The 26,410-nt window shown below is 36.0% G+C and carries 21 protein-coding genes; 14 read left to right on the top strand and 7 right to left on the bottom strand.

Features of this window, described 5'->3' with window-relative positions; translation table 11 throughout:
• Positions 1–147 precede the first annotated feature (147 nt).
• Positions 148–1,815 carry a DNA repair protein RecN gene (recN, locus tag EDF66_RS24895; protein ID WP_132845923.1) on the top strand — a complete coding sequence of 556 codons (1,668 nt, stop codon included), beginning with the start codon at positions 148–150 and terminating at the stop codon, positions 1,813–1,815.
• A 203-nt stretch (positions 1,816–2,018) separates the two neighbouring features.
• Here recN and EDF66_RS24890 read toward each other — a convergent pair whose 3' ends face one another.
• A complete protein-coding gene (locus EDF66_RS24890) occupies positions 2,019–2,495 on the bottom strand; it encodes a helix-turn-helix domain-containing protein (RefSeq protein ID WP_021187772.1) in 477 nt (158 codons plus the stop codon).
• A gap of 1,522 nt (positions 2,496–4,017) precedes the next feature.
• Between EDF66_RS24890 and EDF66_RS24885 the strand changes: the two genes are divergently transcribed.
• The 6 genes from EDF66_RS24885 to EDF66_RS24860 all read left to right on the top strand — a co-directional run bounded on the left by EDF66_RS24885 (position 4,018) and on the right by EDF66_RS24860 (position 7,916).
• A complete protein-coding gene (locus EDF66_RS24885) occupies positions 4,018–4,233 on the top strand; it encodes a hypothetical protein (RefSeq protein ID WP_132845921.1) in 216 nt (71 codons plus the stop codon).
• A complete protein-coding gene (locus EDF66_RS24880; RefSeq protein WP_132845920.1) occupies positions 4,223–4,522 on the top strand; it encodes a type II toxin-antitoxin system RelE/ParE family toxin in 300 nt (99 codons plus the stop codon). Before EDF66_RS24885 ends, EDF66_RS24880 begins: the two co-directional genes overlap by 11 nt.
• Positions 4,523–4,990: 468 nt before the next feature.
• A complete protein-coding gene (locus EDF66_RS24875) occupies positions 4,991–5,803 on the top strand; it encodes a sigma factor-like helix-turn-helix DNA-binding protein (protein WP_165902521.1) in 813 nt (270 codons plus the stop codon).
• Between the two features lie 11 nt (positions 5,804–5,814).
• Positions 5,815–6,909, top strand: coding sequence for a hypothetical protein (locus EDF66_RS24870; RefSeq protein WP_132845917.1), 1,095 nt, complete (start codon positions 5,815–5,817; stop codon positions 6,907–6,909).
• Between the two features lie 114 nt (positions 6,910–7,023).
• Positions 7,024–7,425 carry a hypothetical protein gene (locus EDF66_RS24865; RefSeq protein WP_132845915.1) on the top strand — a complete coding sequence of 134 codons (402 nt, stop codon included), beginning with the start codon at positions 7,024–7,026 and terminating at the stop codon, positions 7,423–7,425.
• Positions 7,426–7,514: 89 nt separating this feature from the next.
• Positions 7,515–7,916, top strand: a complete 402-nt coding sequence (locus tag EDF66_RS24860; protein WP_132845914.1) for a hypothetical protein — start codon at positions 7,515–7,517, stop codon at positions 7,914–7,916.
• A gap of 312 nt (positions 7,917–8,228) precedes the next feature.
• Here EDF66_RS24860 and EDF66_RS24855 read toward each other — a convergent pair whose 3' ends face one another.
• A complete protein-coding gene (locus tag EDF66_RS24855) occupies positions 8,229–8,681 on the bottom strand; it encodes a hypothetical protein (protein WP_132845912.1) in 453 nt (150 codons plus the stop codon).
• Positions 8,682–8,807: 126 nt separating this feature from the next.
• Positions 8,808–11,342 carry an ATP-dependent Clp protease ATP-binding subunit gene (locus EDF66_RS24850; RefSeq protein ID WP_132845910.1) on the bottom strand — a complete coding sequence of 845 codons (2,535 nt, stop codon included), beginning with the start codon at positions 11,340–11,342 and terminating at the stop codon, positions 8,808–8,810.
• Between the two features lie 182 nt (positions 11,343–11,524).
• On the opposite strand from EDF66_RS24850, the gene ettA reads away from it, so the two are divergent.
• The 7 genes from ettA to ccoS all read left to right on the top strand — a co-directional run bounded on the left by ettA (position 11,525) and on the right by ccoS (position 20,058).
• Complete coding sequence (ettA, locus tag EDF66_RS24845) at positions 11,525–13,207, top strand: energy-dependent translational throttle protein EttA (protein ID WP_132845909.1); 1,683 nt, start codon at positions 11,525–11,527, stop codon at positions 13,205–13,207.
• A gap of 3 nt (positions 13,208–13,210) precedes the next feature.
• Entirely contained in the window at positions 13,211–14,401 is a 1,191-nt protein-coding gene (locus tag EDF66_RS24840) for a PAS domain-containing sensor histidine kinase (RefSeq protein WP_132845907.1), read from the top strand.
• A 6-nt stretch (positions 14,402–14,407) separates the two neighbouring features.
• Positions 14,408–15,469 (top strand): response regulator, encoded by a 1,062-nt coding sequence (locus EDF66_RS24835; RefSeq protein ID WP_132772302.1) that lies wholly within the window; start codon positions 14,408–14,410, stop codon positions 15,467–15,469.
• 195 nt (positions 15,470–15,664) lie between these two features.
• Positions 15,665–16,078 (top strand): lactate dehydrogenase, encoded by a 414-nt coding sequence (locus EDF66_RS24830; protein ID WP_132845906.1) that lies wholly within the window; start codon positions 15,665–15,667, stop codon positions 16,076–16,078.
• A 4-nt stretch (positions 16,079–16,082) separates the two neighbouring features.
• Entirely contained in the window at positions 16,083–17,456 is a 1,374-nt protein-coding gene (gene hemN / locus EDF66_RS24825; RefSeq protein ID WP_132845904.1) for an oxygen-independent coproporphyrinogen III oxidase, read from the top strand.
• A 9-nt stretch (positions 17,457–17,465) separates the two neighbouring features.
• Complete coding sequence (locus EDF66_RS24820; protein ID WP_132845903.1) at positions 17,466–19,853, top strand: heavy metal translocating P-type ATPase; 2,388 nt, start codon at positions 17,466–17,468, stop codon at positions 19,851–19,853.
• 25 nt (positions 19,854–19,878) lie between these two features.
• Entirely contained in the window at positions 19,879–20,058 is a 180-nt protein-coding gene (ccoS, locus tag EDF66_RS24815; RefSeq protein ID WP_031288414.1) for a cbb3-type cytochrome oxidase assembly protein CcoS, read from the top strand.
• A 2-nt stretch (positions 20,059–20,060) separates the two neighbouring features.
• Here ccoS and EDF66_RS24810 read toward each other — a convergent pair whose 3' ends face one another.
• The 4 genes from EDF66_RS24810 to EDF66_RS24795 all read right to left on the bottom strand — a co-directional run bounded on the left by EDF66_RS24810 (position 20,061) and on the right by EDF66_RS24795 (position 25,231).
• Complete coding sequence (locus tag EDF66_RS24810; protein ID WP_132845901.1) at positions 20,061–21,023, bottom strand: FAD:protein FMN transferase; 963 nt, start codon at positions 21,021–21,023, stop codon at positions 20,061–20,063.
• Between the two features lie 23 nt (positions 21,024–21,046).
• Entirely contained in the window at positions 21,047–23,230 is a 2,184-nt protein-coding gene (locus tag EDF66_RS24805; RefSeq protein ID WP_132845900.1) for a PepSY domain-containing protein, read from the bottom strand.
• A gap of 5 nt (positions 23,231–23,235) precedes the next feature.
• Complete coding sequence (locus EDF66_RS24800) at positions 23,236–23,631, bottom strand: DUF2271 domain-containing protein (protein ID WP_021190236.1); 396 nt, start codon at positions 23,629–23,631, stop codon at positions 23,236–23,238.
• Between the two features lie 94 nt (positions 23,632–23,725).
• Complete coding sequence (locus EDF66_RS24795; protein WP_132845898.1) at positions 23,726–25,231, bottom strand: ankyrin repeat domain-containing protein; 1,506 nt, start codon at positions 25,229–25,231, stop codon at positions 23,726–23,728.
• Between the last annotated feature and the right edge of the window lie 1,179 nt (positions 25,232–26,410).

The following is a 26,410-nucleotide window of genomic DNA, read 5'->3' as shown; positions in this document are numbered from 1 at the left end:
TAGCTTATAAAAAGATAATATTTATTATCTTTCCGATATTAAATAATTCTTGATGGTAACGGAGAGAGCGATATATTCGTTTAAATTTGATAGCGTTCAAGATTAATCTCATATAAATTAAGTCAAAAAATAGACACATAAAAAAATATGCTAGCGAGATTAGATATTAAGAATTACGCATTGATTGACGAATTATCAATTCAATTTGATAAAGGATTGAATATCATCACAGGTGAAACTGGTGCGGGTAAGTCAATTATCATGGGTGCGCTATCCCTTATTTTAGGAAGTAGGGTAGAAGGAAAATATTTTTTTAATCAAAATAAGAAATGCAGCATTGAAGGTTTTTTTCAAATTGAAGCATACGATCTGAAAGGTTTTTTTCAGGAACATGATCTGGATTATGAAAATGAAACCATTATTCGTCGTGAAATTAGTGTAGATGGTAAGTCGCGTGCTTTTGTGAACGATTCACCAGTTACCTTAGCTATCCTTAAAAGTTTAGGTGAAAAGTTGATTGATATTCATTCACAGCATGCCACCTTGCAGATCAATACGGAAGAATTTCAGTTTTTGGTCGTGGATAATGTCGCAAAGTCCACTGCTTTAAAAGCGGGTTACCTAACCTCATTTTTAAGGTATAAAAAAGTTAAAAACGAATTAAGAAAGATAAAGGAACAAGCCAAGCAAGCTCATATTGAAGCAGATTTTAATCAATTTCAGTTTGATGAGCTTCATCAAGCATCGCTAACTGCGGATGAACAGGTAAATTTGGAGGCCGAGCAGCAACAACTTGAGAATGCAGAAGAGATAAAAAGAGGCTTACTTGGTGCCGTACATATCTTAGAGGAGCAGGAGCAGAACGTAATCTTACAGGTGAAAGAATCTTTAGGTCAGTTAGAGTCTGTAGCTTCTTATCTTACAGCTTTGCCCGATCTGGTTAATCGACTTCGGAGTGTCTGGATAGAGGCCAAGGATATTGCTACAGAAATTGGTTATCTGGAGCAGGGAACAAATTTGGATCAGGACAAATTATTGTTGATCAATGAACGTCTGAGTTTGATTTATAACCTTCAAAAGAAGCATCATGTCGATACAGTTGAAGACTTAATAGCAATCAAAGATGCTTTAGAACAAAAACTACTGGATGTTAATAGTCAGGATGAGCGAATTATTGCCTTAGAGAAAGAGCTGACCGAGACTTATCAGCAGGCTTTAGAAAAAGGAAAAGCATTAACAGAGCTTCGGAAAAAAGCTTTACCTCAAATTGAAAAACATGTGGTTTCGATCTTAGCGGAAGTAGGCATGCCAAATGCCAAACTGGAAGTCAGGCTGGAGGATTTAGCGGAAAATGAACTGAAAGAAAATGGAATGAACAGTATCCAATTTCTATTTTCGGCAAATAAAGGACAGGAATTACAGACAATTCATAAGGTTGCTTCAGGTGGAGAGTTATCGCGTGTCATGCTAGCGATTAAATCTTTGATTGCAAAGAGTTCAGCATTACCGACGATTATTTTTGATGAAATTGATACTGGTATTTCTGGTGAAGTAGCATTGAAAGTTGGGGAGATCATGGAACGCTTAGCCGGAGATATGCAGGTTATTGCGATTTCTCATTTACCTCAGATCGCATCAAAAGGAAGATCTCATTTTAAAGTCTACAAAATTGATGAAGGTGATAAAACAAAATCTAATATTGTGCTTTTAAATCAAGAAGAGCGTATCAAAGAAATCGCTCAGATGTTGAGCGGAATAAAACCTACCTCTGCAGCACTAGCGCATGCTAAGGCCTTGTTAAATATTGTTGATTAGTACGTGTCAGTACTAAAAATCATCTGGTCAATTTTGGTGTGCAGGTATGTTTAAGATAGATAAAGAGCTAACAACATGATCCCTGATAGATTACTTGAATTTTGAACTTCTATAAGTTTTTGGCTTCTCAGCTTATGCAAAGGTCTTGCATAAGCTGAGATTGTTCATAAAATATATGATGATATATTGAACATGTTGATCAATTAACTATTTCTATCCTCTTTCAATTTTTTCACTTCACTGGCTAGATCTAAAACCGCTTTGCTTAATGCTGCAATAGATTGTGTTTTGATACGGTCTTCCTCAATGAATTTTTCCAGTAGTGCCAATAATTTGTCGGAACCATCAGAATTGAATGTTGGTTGGGTATGCTGACTATGACTTTGATCTATTGCATGATCATTAAATGTATTCGTGTTATTCTGGATATTATATATTACATTTTCGTCTTTAAACGATTTGACAAAATCTGGTGTCACTCCAAGTGCATCTGCCAATTCTTTTAAAAGAGGTTCGTCAAAAGCAACCATATTTTCAAAATCAGAAATACGTTGTTGAGAGTATTTGCTTCGGCATAATTGTCCTAGAGCTTCTTGTTTTATTCCTTGAATTTCTCTTATCCGTTTTATATTGTGACCGATGTGCATGGTTTCTTTTTTTTCTTCAAAAATAGTGTTCATATGCTATGATTTTGTGGATCGGTACTTTACCGGTAAATCGGTAGGATACCATGGAATGATTATGGTTGACAAAGTATAAATTTGATTTAAAATTACGAAAGTTTGTTGGTAAAGACAAAATGTAATGTGTTCCTCTGCAAGAGGAATTATAAACCAAGAATAAACTTCTTAGTTCTTTGACATATTGGTATTGATTGGAATAGTTAGTGGGATAGGACTCACTACGTGATGCATTAGTTAGATAGTTAGAAGGTTAGTAAGTTAAGGGGGGCGAAAGTTACTTTGGCTCTTATTATAAAATAATTGAGGCTTCTTGTAACGCCGTAGGGTGAGGGTTTTGCCACTCACTGAATACTGAAGATAGTATGATTTGTTTCTGATTACAAGTTGGAAAAGGTATATACAGCCCCAGTAGATTTCATACTTTAGATTTTCTTTTTATTACTGACTACAATTTAAAAGAGCGTTTGAAAATAGTTATAAAGTTAAGGGGTTAGAAGGTTAGTTTCTAGTTCACCATATAATATATTGAGGCTACTTGTAGCGCCGTAGGGTGAGGGTTTTTACCGCTCACTGAATAGTATTTATACACAATGGGAAGGTTTTCCTATTGATATAAATTTACACAACTTAGTCTCTGTGGAAAAATAAAGCATATGCAAAACAAAAGTGATTAGGATTTATGTAATTAAATATGTTTTAGGATTGGCTTGTTTACGAACTTGAAGTATACACAATCCTAGGAGTAACTCGAGGCATTAAAATAGGTTGTTCTATCTTAGGTAGTGGAATATATAAGCAACTTTACTGTAGTTGTCAACCTGATTTTAGAAAATCTATATACAACTAAGGCGTCAGAACTATGTTTGTTAATGATGCGATTTACAAACTAACTGTAGCATAAAATGATTGAGGTTTACATCCGTAGAGTGAGGGTATTTGCCACTCACTGAATATCGATAATAGGATTGGTGTTACCAACCACAGGTTGGAAAGGTCTGTACAACTCAGTACTTGCAAGGTAATCTTTTGTCACTGTTGTTGCTGACCATAATTTGAAAGGTATATACAACAGGCTCATCATTTATAATCTTAAAAGATGAGTTGCTACTGACTACAATTTAAAAGAGCGTTTGAAAATAGTTAGAATTTAAAGGGTTAGAAGGTTAATTTCTAGCTCACCATAAAATAAATGAGGCTGCTTGTGACGCCGTTGGGTGAGGGTCGTTGCCACTCACTGAATATTTATCAATAATCTGAAATTTATACAATGTTCTTGGCAGTAACACCTCATTGTTTAGGTTTAAGTTATATACACAATGCGTCCGCTTATTCGTTAATGAAATTAGAAAATAAGCTGTCAATTTTTTCTGGTCGTATTCTTTAATCTAAAAATATTCATATATAAAAGGTAGCTCTATATTGGAAATACTAAAATTAGACAAAATTGAGGTTCTCTTGATACGGTCATTTCAAACTATTGCCAGTTAGGAACTTATAATATTTATTACTAAATTTGGTTATGACTACATTTAAAGTATCTGTTCCAGAAGACAAGACTTCTTTTTTCCTCGAAGTACTCGAACTTATCGGGGCTACGTACGAAGCGAAAGAGACTGATTTCAAACTCACTCATGAACAAGAGCAATTCCTTCTGTCGCAGAATGATGTGCCGCTCGAAGATTGCCAGCCTGCTAGTTTAGTTTTCGAAGAGTTGAAGGTCAAATATGGCCTATAGCATACTTATAACTCCTGCAGCAAGAAAGCAAATTGAAGATGCTACCGCATATTATTTGGAGCACGCCTCTAAAAAAGTTGCCTTAAAATTTCTTCAGGACTTTAACAAAGCTGTTGCTGATATTTTGAAAGTCCGATACTTCCAGGTATTCTATCTTAACTTTCGTGGCAGGATGCTAACGAAATTTCCTTATATCGTTTTTTATACGTTAGATGAGGAGAAGGAGATGATCATCATCAAAGCGGTTTTTCATACCGCACAAACTCCGCAAAAATACCCTCACACATAAATAATTCTTGAGGCTGCTTGTGAAGCCGTAGGGTGATGACTATAGGTCTCTCACTAAATACTTATTTATTACAACTATCCATAGTTGAATACTTCTGTATATACAATCTATGGGATAGCTATGCTACTAATTACTACACAACGGCCTACTGTTAGTCCATATTCTAAAAACTCCATATACCTCTAGGCATGCTCAGGTCACTTTGATGACGATGAAAAAGTAAGCCTATACATTATCTAGGTACTCACTCTTTGAGTTTAAGTCGTTAGATATATAACAGATTGGTATTCTCTTGATAAAGCCACTAATTCCCGATCAATTCCAATATGACATTAACGTTCTAAGTCGTATTAATATACCTCAAACATGATCTCAGTTTCCAATAAAATCCGCCAGGCCGGCTGAGATCTGTTGAGGTGAATAACCAAAGAATTGGCATGCTCAAATGCCTTGACTAAAACGATGATTATGAATAAAACTTTACAAGTACTAAAAGCCGAAAAGTATATTTCCCTGCTTCAAGATGGAGATGAGCGTGGCTTAAATTATTGCTATAATCGCTTTTACGGATATCTTTTTGTGAAATCATTTCGGGTGACAAAGGATGATTGTGCAGCTGAGAGTATAGCTCAGGAAGCTTTATTGCGATTATGGCTATACCGAAAACAGGTGAAGAATATCGACGATACCTTCAATTTTTTAAAGGCACAGGTTAAAGCGGCTATATATGCATTCTTTAATACAACGCGAAATAGATTTCACAAAAGCTTACTGCGCTTAGATGGTATTGAGGATTATCAAGAGTTTTTACTCGGCTATGAAATAGAAGAAGAGGATGAAGTTGATCTGATATATTTGGAGAAACTTGAGGAAGAAAAACAAGAGCGATTGGATAAGCTTAACCAACTATTACCAAGTCTTAACAATCAACAGCAGCTATTCATCAAACTTTGTTTAAAATATAGTTTTAACTATGAACGTATTGCCCATTATTTGGGCGGTATATCTGATTATGAAGTTAGCTTGCAGGTTGAAAAAACCATTGAGATACTCCGTTCTGTATTCAATAATACGCAACAAATGGAGCAGCTGAATAGATCATCTAAAATTGTCCTTGAAGGTGAATTCAATGACCATCAGACAGAAATTTTTCATATGCGCTATGAACTACAACTGTCATTTGAACAAATCTCGGAATCATTGAATTTAAATCCATCGAGGGTGAAACAGCTGTTCGTGCAGGCTCATGCTAAGATCAAAACTGCAAAAAAGCTTAATTAAAATAGTCCGTTATGGAAAAAGATACGCTAATTTTAACTCGAAAAGTTCAGCTTTATTTGGACTGTGATGATAAAGAGCAACGATCTGAGTATTATAAGAAATTATTCGAATGGCAGGATGTTGTGTACCGCGGATCGAATATGGTGATGACGCACCAGTTTATTCAAGAGCAGATGAAAGATCTCATTTATCTGCGTGATGAAGTTAAAGTTAAATTGGGAGATTTTAAAAAGGATCCGGAAGGCATATTTACATCCTCAAAGATGCATACAACTTATCGCATATTGTCTTTATATTTTAAAGGAAAACTGCCATCGGATATTCTTTCTTCAATGAATATGACCTTGAACAGGGCTTTTAGTACTGATCGGGTGGCTTATTGGAAAGGTGAAAAATCATTGCGGAACTATAAAAAAGATATGCCAATTCCCTTCGGTGGAAATCAGGTGAAGCTGAGTAATGATGAGAAAGGGTGGGATTTTAAATTGCAGCTTTTCAAAATTCCTTTCCGCACGTATTTAGGTAAAGATCGATCAGACAAAAGGGTGTTACTACAGAGAGCGTTGGTCGGACAGATAAAGATTTGTACAAGTTCTATCCAGATCGTGAAAGGGAAAATATTTCTATTGCTAGCATTGGAACTGCCAAAAAAGCAACACGAACTAAAAGATCATATCATTGCTGAGGCATCCTTGTCTGTCGAGCATCCGATTACAGTATCTATTGATAAGGATAGTTATCAAATAGGAAATAAAGAAGAATTTCTATACAGACGGTTAGCTCTTCAGGCTGCTAGGCAACGATTGCAAAAAGCTGCAACATTCAACAAAGGTGGTCATGGTCGTAAGAAAAAGATGAAAAGTTTGGAACATTTTAATGAAAAGGAGAAACGATATGTAGATAGTCGTCTTCATCTATATAGTCGAAAGTTGATCGATATATGTGTTAAATCTGAAGCAGGAACATTATTATTAGTGAATCAAACGAACAAAGAAGAATTTGCTAAAGAGGATGAATTTCTATTGCGGAATTGGAGTTATTATGGACTGATTGAAAAGATTAAATACAAAGCCAATATGGCTGGTATAAATGTCATTGTAGAATAATTTTTTGGATTGTAAATCGAAGTAAATTAAATTTGGCGCAGATAACTTAAATGGAGAAGTTATAATTCTTATCAAGGCAACAGAAACTCGTTATTAGTTATATAGGAATAAAGTATGGATAAGTTATTTTTTGTGATTTTCAACAGTTATTATAAAGACAACGAATTTAAAAATGATAATCCGCCGCTAACAGTAGGTGGGCTTTTCACTGCTATGTTTTTTGGGATTTATATGTTTTTTTGTTATTCTTATATTTATTACATTGACATTGATGCACGTCAAGGCCCATCAAAAGCCTTTGGATACATTATTGCTTTGCTTAGTTTTATTACAACGTATGTTGTTTTCTTTTGGAATAAGCGTTATATGAACATTTATGAAAAATATAAGGATAATGCATTATTAAGAAAAAAATCAATAAAGTTCTTATGTTTCTTTTTAATATTTTCTTTGATCGTATGTCCTATGTTTATTATTTTGATTCGGAATAAGCTTGTGTTTGGTAACTGGATATAAGGAGGTGGCAATAGTTTGATTTATTTTTGAGAATGAGTAAAGTACAGTGAGTGATAGATCTACGCATTCCTCATTATAGTCTTGGAAAAATGGATAAGTTATTTTTTGTGATTTTCAACAGTTATTATAAAGACAACGAATTTAAAAATGATAATCCGCCGCTAACAGTAGGTGGGCTTTTCACTGCTATGTTCTTTGGAATTTATATGTTTTTTTGTTATTCCTATATTATATATCAAGATGTGAATGCTCGTCAAGGTCCGACAGATACTTTAGCATACTTGATGGTAATCCTTAGTCTTGCCACAACCTATTTTATTTTTTTCTGGAATAAACGCTACCTAACTATTTATGAAAAGTACAAGGATGATATTGCGTTAAGAAATAAGACAACAAAATTTTTCTGTTTCTTTTTAGTGTTCTTTCTTATATTTTCCTGTCTTTTTTTAATCGCTATTCGAAATAAGCTTGTGTTCGGTAAATGGATATAATAAGAAAGTATTAGGTCTGGGAGATTATAGAACTTTCAACGGGAGATTTGTGAGTTATTACTATTTCTCACCTATTGCTGATCACATTAAAAATTATAGAAGAAGATAAGATGGGGTATTGTATTGTTCTTTTGAGTTAGGAAGGCATGTCAATAAAATTATTGATATTTTGAGTGGTATAAAACCTAGCTCAGCTGCATTGGCTCATGCTAAGGCTCTATTAAATATTGTTGATTAGTAAAGTAAAAGATATAAAAAGAAAGAGCCCTTCGATTTGAGGCTCTTTCTTTTCTAGTTACCACCATTGCTTTTCTAGTTACCACCATTGTCTGCATCACTCAATGTTACTTTTGCTAACATATCTGGAGGAGCTATTGCGGTACCAATACCGGTATCTTCAGCATAGATGTTTAATACACCATCTAATTTATTATCCGTAAAAGTATACTCAACTCTAAAATTGTATTTAGTACGTTTAGTAGGAACATTTGGAGATGGGATGTTAATGAAAAAATCTGAGGCTTCATCAAATGAAATAGCAACGGCTACCTGTCCATAATCATAGTATTGTGCATCTATCTCTCTGAATGGTATGGACTTTACAAAAGTAGTTCTTGAAGTTCCATCAAATTTCCATTCACTTGATTTTACAGCAACATTATGTGTTACTCCTGGTAAAGAGTTAGTTATATACTCTTTCGTGCAAGAACTAAGTGAAGTTAAGGTTGCACCACCTATTAATAAGGCTAATAAAATTCTTTTCATATCTGTAGTTTTTTTGTTCCTTAATTTGTAAGACTGTTTGTAACTAAAATAGTTTAACAATCTTTTAACACTTCTAACAAAAAATGCACCATTTCTGGTGCATTTTCTTAAATAAATCAAATTCTATTAATCTTCTTTTTTATCTGCTGGCTCAATCGGTCTTTCAGAACGATCAGCAGTGACTTCAATTTCTTTAGTTTCAGCGTTTAAATCAACTTTTAAACGATCGCCAGCTTTAACATCACCTTTTAAGATTTCTTCAGCGATTGGATCTTCTAAATATTTCTGAATTGCTCGTTTTAATGGACGGGCTCCGAAATTAGTGTCGTATCCTTTCTCTGCGATAAACTCTTTTGCAGTTTCAGTCAAATCTATTGTGTAACCTAAATCTGTGATTCTACCGAATAGAGATCTCAACTCAATATCAATGATTTTGAAGATATTCTCTTTCGATAACGAATTGAAAACAATTACATCGTCGATACGGTTTAAGAATTCAGGAGCAAAAGCACGTTTCAAAGCTGTTTCGATAACAGTTCTTGAATGTGAATCTGCTTGTGTTGTTTTTGCCGCAGTGGTAAAACCAACACCTTGACCAAATTCTTTCAATTGACGTGCTCCGATATTAGAAGTCATGATGATGATGGTATTTCTAAAATCAACTTTACGACCTAAACTATCTGTCAATTGCCCTTCGTCTAAAACTTGTAATAATAAGTTGAAAACATCTGGATGCGCTTTTTCAATCTCATCCAATAAGACTACAGCATATGGTTTGCGACGAACTTTTTCTGTTAACTGTCCACCTTCTTCATAGCCAACATATCCCGGAGGCGCTCCCACTAAACGTGATATCGCAAATTTCTCCATATACTCACTCATGTCAATCTGAATCAATGCATCTTCAGAATCAAACATAAAGCGCGCTAACTCTTTTGCCAACTCAGTTTTACCAACACCGGTAGGGCCTAAGAAGATGAATGAACCAATTGGTTTCTTCGGATCTTTAAGACCGGCACGTGTCCGTTGAATAGCTTTCACTAATTTCTGAACAGCATCATCTTGACCGATGATTCTATTTTTCATCAGGTCACCCATGTTCAACAGTTTTTGACTGTCTGTCTGGCTAACGCGCTGTACAGGAATCCCAGTCATCATCGAAACAACTTCTGCAACATTATCTTCAGTTACGACATAACGTTTTGCTTTCGTTTCCTCTTCCCATGCTAATTTTTCACGGTCAAGTTCCTCTAACAGTTTTTTCTCCGTATCACGTAGTTTTGCAGCTTCTTCATATTTTTGACTGCGAACAACACGATTTTTCTCCAATTTGATCTCTTCGATTTTCTCTTCGATATCAATGATGGATTGTGGAACATGTATGTTTGTTAAATGCACACGTGAACCAGCTTCATCCAGCGCATCGATAGCCTTATCCGGTAAGAAACGATCGGTAATATAACGAGTCGTTAAACTTACACAAGCTTCGATAGCTTCAGGAGTGTAGTTGACATTATGGTGTTCTTCGTATTTTTCTTTAATACGATTTAAAATCTCAATAGTCTCATCACGAGTTGCAGGTTCAATGGTGACGCGTTGAAAACGACGATCCAAAGCTCCATCTTTCTCGATGTACTGACGGTACTCATCTAATGTAGTAGCACCGATACATTGAATCTCACCTCTTGCTAAAGCAGGTTTGAACATGTTGGATGCATCTAATGAACCCGAAGCTCCACCAGCACCTACAATGGTATGAATCTCATCAATGAATAAAATCACATCTGGAGATTTCTCCAATTCGTTCATCACAGCTTTCATACGCTCTTCAAATTGGCCACGGTATTTTGTACCAGCCACTAAAGATGCGAGATCAAGCGTAACGACACGTTTGTTAAACAGTACACGCGATACTTTACGTTGTACGATACGTAGTGCTAATCCTTCTGCAATGGCAGATTTACCAACACCCGGCTCTCCGATTAACAACGGATTGTTTTTCTTACGACGTGATAAAATCTGAGAAACACGTTCGATTTCTTTTTCACGACCTACAATAGGATCAAGACGACCTTCTTCCGCAGCTTTTGTTAAATCGCGACCAAAGTTATCCAAAACCGGAGTTTTAGATTTAATGTCAGAAACCTTCTTAGGTTGGATGAATTGCTCTTCTTCAGGATAATCGTCATCACCAGTGGACGAACCTGGAGCTTCATCTCGGATAGTTGTTTTATTTTGTTCTACTTCCGCTTTGAAGATATCATAACTCACTTGATATTGTTGTAGTATTTGAGAAGCGATATTATCTTCATCTCTCAAAATAGCTAATAACAAATGCTCTGTTCCTATGATTTCACTTTTAAAAATTTTAGCTTCTAAATATGTGATTTTAAGTACTTTTTCTGCTTGTTTAGTAAGTGGCATATTGCCAATTGGAGCGCGAGATACAGCTGAGCTTTTCACGGCCTCCTCTACAGACTGACGTAAAGCCGCAGTGTCAATTCCGATATTTTTCAAAATCTTAATTGCCATGCCATCACCTTCACGAATCAAACCTAACAACAAGTGTTCTGTGCCAATATAATCGTGACGCAACCTCAAAGCCTCTTCTCTACTGTACGATATGACATCTTTTACGCGCGGTGAAAATTTTGCTTCCATGTAATTTACCTTTCTTTTAATGACCAAGAATGATATAAATGTAATAAATTTACTTTATCAATCCTTAATATTTTAGTAATATTTATCAACAATTAAGCCATGCTATTAAATCGATCAAAATGTCAGTATAAAAGTTTACATTTGTGTGTATTTATTGTCCAAACAAAGAATAATTGATTAGTATGTCAGACGAAAAAATAATCTTTTCAATGGCGGGTGTCAACAAAATCTACCCTCCTCAAAAACAAGTTTTAAAAAATATTTACCTTTCTTTTTTCTACGGTGCAAAGATTGGTGTAATCGGTCTTAACGGTTCCGGAAAATCTTCACTGTTAAAGATAATTGCTGGTTTAGATAAATCTTTTCAAGGTGAAGTAGTATTCTCACCAGGTTATTCTGTGGGTTATTTAGCGCAGGAGCCTATTTTAGATCCGGAAAAAACAGTACTTGAAATTGTTCAAGAAGGTGTTGCCGAGATCACAGGTATTCTGAAAGAGTACGAAGAAATTAATGAAAAATTTGGCTTACCTGAAGTGTATGAAAATGCAGATGAAATGGATAAGCTATTGGCTAGACAAGGTGAACTTCAGGATATTATTGATGCAACCAATGCTTGGGAAATTGACTCAAAATTAGAACGTGCCATGGATGCTTTACGTTGTCCAGAACCTGATGCTAAGATTGCCAATTTGTCAGGAGGGGAGCGCCGACGCGTGGCAATGTGTCGTCTTTTGCTACAAGAACCAGATGTTTTATTATTAGATGAGCCAACCAACCACTTGGATGCCGAGTCTATCGATTGGTTAGAACAACATTTAAAACAATATAAAGGTACAGTTATCGCTGTGACCCACGATCGTTACTTCTTGGATAACGTTGCTGGATGGATTCTGGAATTGGATCGCGGTGAAGGTCTTCCTTGGAAAGGAAACTATTCATCTTGGTTAGATCAAAAATCTAAACGCCTAGCGCAAGAGGAAAAAACAGAATCAAAACGTCAAAAAACATTAGAACGTGAATTGGAATGGGTACGTATGGCTCCTAAAGCTAGACATGCCAAATCTAAAGCGCGTCTTCATAATTATGAGAAATTAGCTTCAGAGGAGACAAAAGACCGTGAAGAGAAATTAGAATTATTCATTCCACCGGGACCACGCTTAGGTAATGTGGTGATCGAAGCAGATAATATTTCAAAATCTTACGGTGACCGTATCTTATTTGAACACTTAAGTTTCTCACTTCCTCCTGCCGGTATTGTGGGTATTATTGGTCCCAATGGTGCCGGTAAGACAACTTTGTTCCGCTTGATTACAGGACAGGAACAGCCTGATACGGGTACATTTAAAGTTGGCGAAACGGTAGCTCTTGGTTATGTGGATCAAAACCATGATGACTTAGATCCGGAGAAATCAGTATGGGAAAATATTACCGATGGAAATGAGAATATCATGTTGGGCAACCGCTCATCAAACTCGAGAGCGTATGTTTCAAAATTTAACTTTAATGGAGCAGATCAACAGAAAAAAGTTGGTGTGTTATCTGGTGGTGAGCGTAACCGTGTACACTTGGCCATTACATTGAAGAAAAGTTCGAACGTACTTCTTCTGGATGAGCCTACCAATGATATTGACGTGAACACTTTACGTGCTTTGGAAGAAGGTTTGGAGAATTTCGGTGGTTGTGCAGTTGTCATTTCCCACGATAGATGGTTCTTAGATCGTATCTGTACGCATATTTTAGCATTTGAAGGTGATTCTCAGGTATATTTCTTCGAAGGGAACTATTCGGAATATGAAGAAAATAGAAAGAAAAGAATTGGCGATGTCACTCCACACCGTCTTAAGTATAAAAAACTAGTGAAATAGTAAATGGATAGTGCGAAGCTTTTAGAAGCAATTATTGATCATGCTATTGATGGAATTATTACGATCGACAATCGGGGATTGATCGAATCTATTAATCCGGCAGCGTCAAGTTTATTTGGTTATTCAGATCAGGAAGTTATCGGTAATAATGTTTCGATGTTAATGCCCGAGCCGGATCATAGTCGCCATGATAGCTATATTGATAATTATAAAAGAACAGGGCACAAAAAGATCATTGGAATAGGAAGGGAGGTTCTTGGAAGAAAGAAAGATGGAACCACCTTTCCTTTTCGTTTGGCAGTGAGTGAGGTGTGGTATAAAAATAGAAATATTTTTACTGGCTTTATTCATGATCTTACAAGAGAAAAAGCCGCGGAAAACCGATTGAAAAAACATGCTGTCGAGCTTGAACAGAAAGTGAGCGAAAGAACGAAAGATTTGATTATGCTTGTTTCGGAGCTGGAGAAAACAAAGGCTGAAGTTTCAAAATCGCTTGAGAAGGAGAAAGAGCTTGGTCAGCTAAAATCGCGATTTGTTTCCATGGCTTCGCATGAATTTAGAACTCCCTTGAGCTCTGTACAGTTATCAGCTTCATTGATCGATAAGTATATTGAAAAACCAGATTTTGCAAGTGTATTGAAACACACCGGTAAAATTAAGAGCTCTGTTCAATTGCTAACAAGCATCTTAAATGATTTTCTATCACTGGAAAAGTTGGAAGCAGGTGTTGTTACGGTCAATAAGCAAATGATCAATGTGGTTGGATTAGCAGAAGAAATTACCGAAGAGATGCAATTGATCTGTAAAAAGAATCAACATATTGTTTATCAGCACACAGGTGAGGTTGGACTGTTTATGATGGATTCTAATTTGCTTAAAAATACGGTTGTTAATTTGATTTCAAACGCGATAAAATATTCTGGTGAAGATACCTTCATTGAGTTTAATACTATAATCGAGGATAATATTTGCATCATCACAGTCCGTGATAATGGAATAGGAATTCCGGAGGAAGATCAGATCAATTTATTTGAACCGTTTTTTAGAGCTCATAATACAGGTAATATACCAGGTACAGGTCTAGGGTTGAACATTGTAAAGCGCTATGTTCATCTTATGGACGGATTATTGGAATACAAATCTGCTATCAACGAAGGAGCTTTTTTTAAGATGATATTTACCCAAAATAAATAATTGTAGGTGGAAAAGAAGACAATATTAATTATAGAGGATAATACAGATATACGGGAAGGAACGACAGAGATTTTGGAGTTAACAGGACGTTATCATGTACTTGCAGCGGAAAATGGCCGTGATGGTGTTGATTTAGCAACAACTCATTTGCCCGATTTAATTCTCTGTGATATTATGATGCCTGAGTTAGACGGCTATGGCGTTTTATATATTCTAAGTAAGAACGAAGAAACGGCACACATACCTTTTATTTTCCTTACGGCTAAAGTTGAACGGTCTGATATGCGAAAAGCAATGGAGCTAGGAGCAGATGATTATTTAACAAAACCTTTTGATGATGTTGAGTTGTTAAATGCCATTGATGTGCGCTTTAAAAAGCGGGGGCAGATAGGCGAGGCCATAACAGTTAAAAACTCCTTGTATTTAAGTCCTGAAGAACAAGATTTTTTGTTGAAAGAACTCATTGAAAAATCTCGTGTTAAAGTATTCAAAAAGAAACAAAGTATTTACGAAGAGGGTGATGTACCCGTATTCGTCTATTTTGTGCTGAGTGGACAGGTCCGCAGTTTTCTATGTTATAATGATGGACGGGAGCTTTCGACAGATATTCAGATTGCAGGTACATATATCGGGTATGAAGCGATGTTGTTGAATGAAAATTATTCTGATAATGTTGAAGCTATTGAAAAATCCGAAATAGCACTGATCAGTAAAGAAGACTTTTTTGAATTAATTTATCGCAAACCACTGATTGCAGGTAAATTTATCCAGTTGCTATCGGGAAATATTAGAGAGAAAGAAGAGCAATTGTTGGGATTTGCATATGATACAGTACGTAAACGTATTGCCAATGCATTAATTAGTGTTGCGGAGAAAACGGTGAATACAGCAATTGAAGATGAATGTGTTATTCAAATATCAAGAGAGGGAATCGCAACAATTGCAGGTACTGCAAATGAAACGATCTCGCGTGTTTTAGCCGATTTTAGAGAGGAAAATTTAATTGCAAAAGAGAAAAGTGCCATTCGTATTTTTTCAGTTAAAAAACTTCGTAAGGTAAAGCAATAAGGTCTTTTAGTACCACGATATTTTGATCAGAAGGGTCGCATCCAGTAAGGATGCGACCCTTTTTCGTTTTCAGATCATTTTTAAGCTTAAAAATGTGACGTAGATCACTTTTTAAGCTGATGAACTTCATGTGTAAGTATTTGAAGACTATTTACTTTTGTTCTAGTTCGGATTTAGAATATCAAAAAAGATAGCATGAAAGTAGTTGTTTACAGTATTCAGACCTATGAAAAGGAGTTATTAGCATTAGCTAATGGTAAAATGCATGATTTGACATTAATTTCTAATGGGCTAAATGAAGAAACAAAAGTTTATGCTACAGGGAAAGATGTTGTGGTCATTTCAGCACAGGATATTCTAGAAGCTTCCATGCTCCGGGTGTTAAAAGATATGGGTGTAGGCCGTATTCTGACACGTACTTTAGGGACACAACACATCGACTTAGTTGAGGCAGGAAAGTTGGATATACAAGTTGCCAATACACCTTATGAGGACCAAAGTCCAAAAGGTATTGCCGAACAGACAATTCGCAATTTGAATTTGTGGGGTGCTGGCAAATGTGTGGGCACTGCTTGTTGTTGTTTAAAAGTATGTCCTGTAAAATTATAATCTCATGAATTCGAACAATAGAATAGATTTGCAGTCTTTAGTACGGAAGTACAATGTTGCAGCCCCTAGATATACGAGTTACCCTACTGTTCCATTTTGGAATAGCGACCAATTCTCTGAGAAGGAATGGTCTAGTCGCGTATATCATACCTATCAAAAATCAAAAAAAGCAGGGATAAGCCTCTATATTCATTTGCCATTCTGTGAAAGTCTGTGCACATATTGTGGTTGCAATACCCGAATTACGAAAAATCATAAAGTTGAAATACCTTATATCGACAGTTTGCTAAAAGAGTGGGGGATGTACACAGCAATATTAAAGGAAGGTGCGCCTTTGATTTCTGAAATTCACCTTGGTGGTGGAACCCCTACCTTTTTTGCTCCAGAGAATTTAGCAAAATTACTGGCGGGTATTTTATCGAAAGCTCAGGTCGCAGACGATGCATCATTTTCTTTCGAAGCACACCCCGGCAATACGACTTATGAACACTTAGCCGATTTATATCAGTTGGGATTTCGAAGATTAAGCTTGGGAATTCAGGATTTTGATCCGCTTGTGCAGTTTACTATAAATAGAAAGCAGGATGTGGAAGATGTACGCCGCGTTATGCAAGAAGCTCGTGCTATCGGTTATACTTCTATTAATTTTGATCTGATATACGGACTGCCCAAACAAAATTTGAAAACAATAACAGAAACGATCAAAGAATCGCTGTTGCTTGATCCGGATCGTATTTCTTTCTATAGCTATGCGCACGTGCCATGGTTAAAGCCTGGACAGCGTCATTACACTGAATTAGACTTACCTCAAGGAGAGGAAAAGCTTGCGCTTTATACCTTGGGAAAGCAATTTATTCAAGATGCTGGGTATAGAGATGTTGGAATGGATCACTTTGCTAAACCTGGCGATGAATTGTTCATTGCATTTCAACAGCAAAGGCTTCATCGCAATTTTATGGGATATGCAGATCGATACCGTCCCTTATTGATTGGTCTCGGAGTATCTTCTATCAGTGATTCGTGGGATGCTTTTGCACAAAATGTTAAAAGTGTGGAGGAATATCAAAAGATGATTGAAAACAATCAGTTGCCGGTTGTGAAAGGGCATTTACTTGATGACGAAGATCTGATTATAAGACGCAACATTTTAGATCTGATGTGTAAAGGAGAAACAAAATTGATAGCAGATTTTGTTAAAAATGAAGGCATCGTAGAACGTCTTGAAGATATGATAAAAGAAGGTTTAATCCATGTTAATAAAGATCATATAATCATTACCCCATCAGGAAGATCTTTTCTACGCAATATCTGTATGGCATTTGATCTGAAGTTACAGCATTCAAAAAACGAGAAAGAATTATTTAGTCAAGCTATTTAAGATGATATAATGGTAGAAGTCAAAAAAGTTCAAATAGACCAGCATTGTTTTCATTGTGGTGATGCAGTTGTCTCTAGTGGCTATCAATTTGATAACCATGATTTCTGCTGTTTAGGTTGCCAAACAGTATACCAGATTTTACATGATAATAATATGCAAAGTTATTATCGCTATAACCAGCATCCAGGAAAATCAAACCTTGATAAAACAGCTGATTTGTCTTATCTGGATGAAGCTATTATTACCGATAAACTGATTGACTATAAAGATGAGCAGATCACGATCATAACATTTTACATTCCTGTAATTCACTGTAGCTCTTGTATCTGGTTATTAGAAAACCTGTATAGAATAAACCCAAATGTACTTGTCTCGAAAGTTGATTTCATGAAAAGACAAGCAAGTATCACATTTAAGCATACTGAATTGTCACTCCGTGATCTTGTACAGTTACTTCGAAGTATCGGTTATGAACCTAAAATTACATTGCAGGATGTGGTTAAGGCGGGCAAGAAGATTAATGCTAATCCATTGATAGCAAAAATAGCGGTAGCAGGTTTTTGTTTTGGAAATTCAATGATGTTGAGCTTCCCTGAATACTTTGGACTGGCAGGTTTTGAAAAAAATTATTCGGTGTTTTTTGGGTATGCAAATCTTTTATTTACACTGCCTGTTTTACTGTATAGTGCTTCAGATTATTTTAAATCGGCATTTTTAAGTATCCGTCAAAAAAGACTGAACTTAGATGTACCATTGGCATTGGGGATATTTATCTTATTTATACGTACCGCATATGAAGTGATCTCGCAGACCGGGGCTGGCTTTGGGGATACACTTTGTAGTTTGGTCTTTTTTATATTGATTGGGAAATGGGTTCAAGAAAGAACATATTATCACATTTCTTTTGAACGTGATTATAGAAGTTATTTTCCTGTGGCTGTAACAACGATACACGATGAAAAGGAAAAACCGATTCAGCTGGCCGATTTAAAAGTTGGGGATCGGATATTAGTCCGAAATAATGAAATCATACCAGCAGATGCGGTGTTGCTCCGCGGGGATGCCTGTATCGATTTTAGCTTTGTGACTGGAGAGTCAAAACCTGTGACTAAAACACTAGGCGAAGTGATTTATGCGGGTGGACGTCAAATGGCTGAAGCGATTGAGCTTGAAGTGGTCAAATCGGTTTCGCAGTCTTATTTAACCAAGCTTTGGAATAATGAAAATTTTAAACAATATGATAAACAGTTTCAGACATTTATAAGTTATATCAGTAAATATTTTACAGTTGCTTTATTGATTATTGCCCTATCTGCAACTGTTTTTTGGATGATGGACGCAGATACCGATAAAGCTTGGGGTGCATTTACAGCAGTATTGATCATTGCCTGCCCTTGTGCTTTAGCATTGAGTTCTCCATTTACATTGTCTGCAGCTTTAAGTGTATTTGACCGAAACAAATTCTACGTTAAAAATACAGATGCCATTGAGCAGATGGCATCAATTGACACGATAATATTTGATAAAACAGGGACAATCTCGTCACCTACTGTTAATGGAATTGTTTTTGACGGATATTTAACAGAAGAAGAAAAAATATTGGTGTATTCTTCTTGTCGAAATTCAAGTCATCCATTGAGCCGGGAGATTGTAAAATGGTTAGAAGGAGTAGATGCTGTACCGGTTAATCGGTATGAAGAAAAAATTGGAGAAGGGTCAGTAACTCATATTGGCCAATATACAATCAAGATAGGTAGTGCCCGTTTTGTAGATGTGCCTACTCGAGCAGCAGAAGCTTCTTATGTATTTGTTTCTATTAATGGTGAAGTAAAGGGTAGTTTTGCAATGGAACAGTCTTGGCGTGCCGGGCTTTCCGGTATTATTCATGATTTAAAACATTATGATCTTCACTTGATATCGGGAGATAATGATCGAAAAAAAGATTTATTAAAGGAGATTTTTCCTTCAACAACACGATTGCTGTTTAATCAATCTCCACAGAATAAATTGGACATTATCAATTTATTCAAGGAGAATGGACATCGTGTCTGTATGGTAGGAGATGGGCTTAATGATGCTGGAGCGCTAAAAACTGCCGATCTAGGGATCGCGGTCAGTGATGATATCAATAATTTTTCTCCAGGTTGTGATGCAATCTTGGATGGCGAATCTTTTGATAAATTACCTAAGTTTTTTGCTTTTAGTAAAGATGCAGTCCGTGTTATTCACTTAAGTTTCTGTATCTCTATTTTTTATAATGTGATTGGACTGAGTTTTGCTGTTCAAGGAGAAATGTCTCCCTTGTTTGCAGCAATACTGATGCCTATAAGTACGGTAACGATTATATCATTCACCAGTATTTTGACAAGATGGTTTGCAAAAAGAAGGGGATTATAGAAGATTTTTATATTAAAATAGTGTTATGAGTATCATCTTTATGTTGATTGGCTGTAGTGTATTTGTTGCGTTATTGTTTTTAGGTGCTTTTTTTTGGGCTAATAAAACGGGACAAAATGATGATACCTATACGCCTTCTGTTCGAATCCTGTTTGACGATGATGTGGAAGAAATTGAACCGGAACCAGAAAAGAAGAAGCGCTAGGTTTATCTTTGGCTTTTTATAACAGTTCCGTTGTCAGTGATCAGAAGATAATGATAGAGGGGAAATCTTTTTGCTAATAGAATACCTTCTTCTTGACCTAGAACCATAATCGAGGTGCTTAGAGCATTCGCAAACTCAGCAGAAGGGCCGTAGATCGTAACACTGGTCAGTCCAGTAGAAGGATAGCCAGTTTTAGGGTTGATGATATGTGCATATCGTCTGTTGTCAATTTCAGCATACTTCTCATAATTGCCCGATGTCGCAACTGCACTTTCTTCCATTTTTAAAATTTTAATCGTTTTATAAGCTTTGAAAGGGTTTTTTATGCCTATTAACCAAGGCTTATTATTTGGTTGAAGCCCCCAGGTTGACAGATCTCCGGAGGCATTAACGATACCAGCTGCAACAGATTTTTCCAGCATTAAAGCTCTTCCACGATCTGCCGCATAACCTTTCCCGATAGAGCCAAAACCTATTTTCATACCCGGGAGTGCTAAATAAATACTGCAATTGACACTATCTAAGATAATATGCTGATAACCCACTTTTTCAACTGATTTACGAATTGCTTCTTCTGTAGGTAATTCGGTCATACTCCCATCAAATTTCCAGATTTTATCTAAAGCAACTATACTGATATCAAAAGCCCCATTTGAATTGCGGGAATACGCGATTGCTCTTTTGGTCAGATCAAAAACTTCTTGATCTACTTTTACAGGTCTGATACCTGCATTGCGGTTTACTTCCGAAATCTGGGTTTCCGGTCTCCATTCTGAAATCAGATTCTCAATACGTGTAACCTCTGCTATTACAAGATCAATATGATTTCGGGCAGATGCGGTATCCCGGTCTACAATAGTGATTTCAAAGACAGAGCCCATTAAAGTCACTTGCTTTTTTTGTAATACCTGTGCCTGACTAAGCGTTATAATAAATAGGAAGGTGATCGTACAAAGAAGTCTCATGAGCAGTAGTATTGATTTGTCTTTTAATAACAATCGGTTAGAATCTGTTTCTTCTCCTTATAATAAAGCAGTGCTTTACCTTTTTGCGATAGGGTCATTTCTTCAAGGACCTTTTCGACGTCACGTTGCATTTGAAGCGATCCACAGATCATAATGACACCGTCATTCTCTAAATGTTCTACAAATAGTTGTACGTCATGTTTGATTAGATCCATCACGTATTGTGCTGTTGATTCTCTTGAATATGCAAACTGATAGGCTGTTAAATGTTTTTTTACAATTTCCTCTTGTGCAAATTGTTGATAGCGCTGTGTAAGTGTATTGTTGTATCTAAAACCAGCATATAAAAGAAGAGGTGTTTTTACATTGTTTTGAATCATACCTAAAAAAGGTGCAATTCCTGTCCCGTTTGCAATCATGATAACAGCAGGAGCTTTAGGAAAGTGGAAGTCAGGATTCGTCATTACCCGGGCATCAATATGGTCATTTTCCTTTAATTCATATAGAAAATTTGATCCCAACCCATTGGGGTGCAGCTTAACTTCCAGTTGAATCGTCCCATTATTTGCACCAATGGAATAAAAGCGTTCCCTATTATCATGTGCAGGATATATTGCTAAAAGATCGCCCGACTGAAATTTTAACTTTCTGAGAGGTTTAAATACGACAGTGAATGTCGCGTGATCTTCGCTTGTTTTTTTAACAACCTGAAGTTGCTGCAGATTGGCAACTTTTGACTGGTATAAAGATGGAGCAGTAGCTAGAGCAATGCATGATTTTTCACTCCAGTGATGTACCCAATTTGTAAATTCATGAGCAGATCGATCATTAATTTTATGAAGATCTAAGAAGCGTGTAGCCCATTCTTTGGTCGCAAGAAGTTTATCTATATGTTCTGCGTAGGCACAATAATCTGGGTAGGCTTTCGATCCGAATCCAATTACACTGTATTGGACTGTCTGTTCTTGAGGGAATTTCTCAAGCAGCTCTTTAAAATTTGATGCTCCAGTCGGTGCTGTTCCGATCCCATATGTCGAAGTGAATATTAAAATATGTGTCGCATTTGGATAGTTTTGGTATTGGTTCATCGCTGTAACAAACGAACGTTTACCATCTGCTAGTAGTTGCTTATGAATCTGATTTGCAAAAAATAAAGTACTGCCATTTTCTGAGCCAACTAAAATAATAAATTCAGCTTCATTGGCTTTATATTTATTTTTAATCTTAGTTTTTGTTCTTCGGAATGTGATGACAAAGCCAGTATAAATAAAGAATACAATGTTAAAAGAAGCAAGACCTAGAATAATAGCCCAAATCACATTTGTTCGGCCTGTATGGATATCGAGACTTAATTTCTCTAGTGCTGCAGTATAAGGATATTTTGTTTCTTTAACGATTTCGCCATTAAACTGATTAACTGTAACAGCACGATCCTTAAATTTGATCGTGTAAAATTCTTCAGGATCATCACCCATGAAAGGAAATTCAATCTTTTCAATTGTACCTAAAGTGTGCTTTTGAAAAATCGCAAATTCCTTGAAATCCTTTTGATTCTTAGTTTGCGTATCCTGATGTTCAAGCTCTTCGTTCGATTTCTTGATCAGTTCAATTCGTGCCATAAATAAATATGTGCCTGATAAAGCAATGATCAAAATAGGAATGAGGAACAATCTTCCACTGACAACATGAAAATATTGAGCAAAAAAATCACGGTTTATTTTAGAAAAGAAATTGCGAAGACCCTGCTGACGTTTAAGGATCAAGATGAGTCCACTAATGGTAATCAATAGCAGTATGAAGGAAACCATGCCGACTAATATACGTCCTGTTTCGTGTAGAAATAAGGAACGGTGTAAGGCGGTTGTCCACTGGATGAACTGGCTTTTGGGTTTGATTTCACCTAATACTTTCCCTGTGGTCGGATTGATATAAGCTTTAATGGTATTACCCTCTTCATCTAAAGCATCTATACTGACAAATTGATTGTGATCGACTGCTATTTCAATGATTTCGGGGTAAACCTTGCGCAAGGCCGTTATGGATTGCGCAAGGTTTATGGTATTGAAATCTTCTACTCGGTATGCTTGTGTTTTTTCGTTAACTGCATCTATCGCCAATATAATTCCTGTTACGGAAAGTATGAGTAAAAATAGGGATGATACTATCGCAAGAGCTAAATGTGCATACCTCCATATGGATAAGGTCATTTTAATTATTGAACTTTACTTAATTTTACAAATTTAATATATCCTTTGCCGCTAGCACGCTCCGCTAATGCTTCTGTTGTCAAGGGAATTTCTACGTCAGTGACATGATACTTTTGTTCTTCAACAGCCGATTCGAAACGTAATTTATAACCTTTGTTCAATTTTGTATCGTCAATTTCTATTGTTCTCATTGCACGGTCACCACCACCAACAGAGGCGCCTGTAATTGCACTAAGTTTGTTGTTGGATTTTGTTTGAAACTTATGCCATTCTTTAAGCGTATTATACCATTGTTTATCCGGGCCTAATACAGAAAGCGTTTTTTCGTAAGCGCCTTTTGGATTGATTAATGATATAATGATATATGCTCCCTCACCCTCATAGCTATTCATTTGAATCATGCACTTGAATTTACTTGATTGTGCAAATGAATTTGAGCTAAATAGTGTAATAAGAAATATAAGTACAGTAAATTTTAAAGAGGTTTTCATGCCGTTATTTTAAGAAATCGATAGATACATTATTTTTTGCTAAAAAGTCATTTTCTTTTGCAATGTCGTAAGCTGTTTCATCAAGTGATGTTAGCAGGTCTTTTTTAGCACCGATTGAAATCAATTCTTTAAGAATAGTATCATCTTTTGCTATTAAAGCCGCTTTATGTAAAGCGCTCATGCCATCATTGTCCTGAGCATTAATATCAGTTCCTAAGGCAGCGACTCTTTTAATCAGGTTTATGTTCTCTTTTGCAACAGCTAAGTGTAATAAAGAGCTTTTATTTTTTTGAAGATCAGTGACTGTTAAGCCATTATTCTTTAATAAGGTTAATTTTTCTTCAAAACTATCCCCTTGTGGATTGCGTTGCTGGCCACCTTGTGTTTGAGGATTAGGTTCTGTGTATGAATTTAACCAATAATAAGCAAGATTGTTTCCGTCTTTATTCAGCACTTTGATATCAGCACCATTTTTAAGTAATAAAGCTGCTACTTCTGAAGAGCCATTTGCAATTGCTTTTGTCAATGCAGATTCTCCTTTATCATTTACAGCGTTAATATTTGTTGTTTTTGATAATAGAAGCTCGACCAACTTCGCATCTTTACCGGCAGCTGCGACCATAAGTACAGTATTTCCTTCATTGTCCGCTTTGTTGATCGCAACGTCCTTTGCCAGGAAATAGTTGATTACTTCCATATTGGGTCTACGTACTAATGCATGTAGAATTGTAGCACCATCTTTATTTGTTGCTTTTGGATCTAACTTTAGAGTTTCTACCAAGTATTTATAGGTTTCAATACCATTAGTAACCTGTCTAGATCCTTGAGTAGCGAAGAAAAGAGCATTATTTGTTGGTTTAACTCCTCTTTTTATCAGTTTTTCGATAAGTTCAATATGACCAAGTTTAGCAGCATAGTCGACTGTAGTACGTCCAAAGTTATCCTTATCTGTTAGCGATAACCCTTTCGATACAAAATAATCAGTAATGCTTAAATCATTATCTGATGCGACTGATAATAAAAGTAAGGTCGCCCCATCTTCATATTTTTGTTTTGGATCTACACCTGCTTTGAATAAAGCATCGTAAACAGCTGTGTTTTTGTTTCCTGTTGATGCCGCATAGGCTGCAATAGGAAAGCCATGACTATCTTGATAATTGACGTCCGAGCCTTTAGCTATTAAATATTTGACAAGCTCAAGATTTCCCGTAGAAGCAGCCCAATGTAAATAACTGCGGCTATGGTGTGTTTTTTTAGTAACACTATTTCCTTCTTGTTCAATTAGATATTGGATAATATCATTAGGAGCTTTATTTAAAATAGCGGTAGTAACAGGATCGAATGAAGCCGCATTTGGTTTTGAAGGGCTATTTCCTTTTGCGATTTCAGTTTTAACAGTAGCTAAATTTGGCGAACCTTTCCAAAAATCCGCATTCATCAAGGTATTGTTATTTTGGGCTTTTCCGTATAAAGCCGATAGTAATAAAGCTGCTAGAAAAATCTTTTTCATGTTATGATTGGAATATCTTGAGTTTGGAATTTATTTATACTAAATCTAAATAGAAGGCAAATCTATTAAATTTAATTATAGAAAAAAAATATTATTTATTGAAAATTACACTATTTAAAGGCATTGCAGTGATTATGGTAACAGGACGCTATTAATAATATCTTGTACAATCTGACTTTGTACGTTTAGCTTTTACTTTTGTTCTAAAATAACTTTGTTATATCGAGGGGAATTGGATCATTAAATGAATTTAATTACTGCCGTTATGCTATTTGTAAGTAAACTAATATCCTCTTATTACTTTTTCACCTGTTAGAAGTTATTTGTATAAGCTTCTATGGTGTGTATTTGTATGAATAATTTGTATAATGGGCTATTGGGATCGCAATAATTATAAAAGAAGGAAACATAAGGATACTGACTGTTACGAAAGTGATCATTAAGCCAATTGAATCTGGAGAAATCTACTGTTGTTAGCAGGGTTATACCATATTATAAGCAACTAGGGATCATGTTCGAATATAATAGAGGTTTAGTAGGGGGTTAAGAGGGGGTTTATAGGGGGTTAGTAGAGGTAAAGCTCTATTAACCCCCTATAAAATCCCAGTAATCTCTATGTTAATCCTAGTTTAAGTAATAATCAGGTCCCTATCAGTTCCCGATCAGGTTATAATATAACCTATTCCGGATTATTTAAGCGGAAGGTAGTTGGTTATATTAAAACAGCAGAATTTCTCTAGCCTCTTTTATAGTATATACTATATAGTAGAGATGTGAACCCTTCGGACAGCATGGACAGGAATGAATCACCTTATTAGTAATTGTAATAGTAATAGTTTCGATGATCCGCTGTACAATACTCCGAAAAAGATATAATTTCTGCGGACCATTTCCTAAAAAGGATACGGTATCCATAAAAGAAGGCCCAGGACGAACAGTTCCCCGTATACGCTTTTTTACAGTTTAAATCCAGGATTGTCCGTTTCTCAGCCCCGAGAACAGATCATAGGTAAATTTATCGATCAGGTTATAAGCTGTTTACCGGTTCACGGCAAACTATTTCCGGAAAAGATTAGGAAGTGAATATAAAAAGTCCCTATCTTTGCACCACTCCGCAAGGGAGGAACGGCTGATCCGAAAGGATAGGCACTGAAAAAAGAAGGGTTTAATTCAGGTTAA

Origin of the sequence: Sphingobacterium sp. JUb20 (genome assembly GCF_004342035.1) — a bacterium.
Lineage (GTDB): Bacteria > Bacteroidota > Bacteroidia > Sphingobacteriales > Sphingobacteriaceae > Sphingobacterium > Sphingobacterium anhuiense.
The sequence above is the reverse complement of the archived record's forward strand: the minus strand, read 5'-3'. Positions and strand labels throughout refer to the sequence as shown.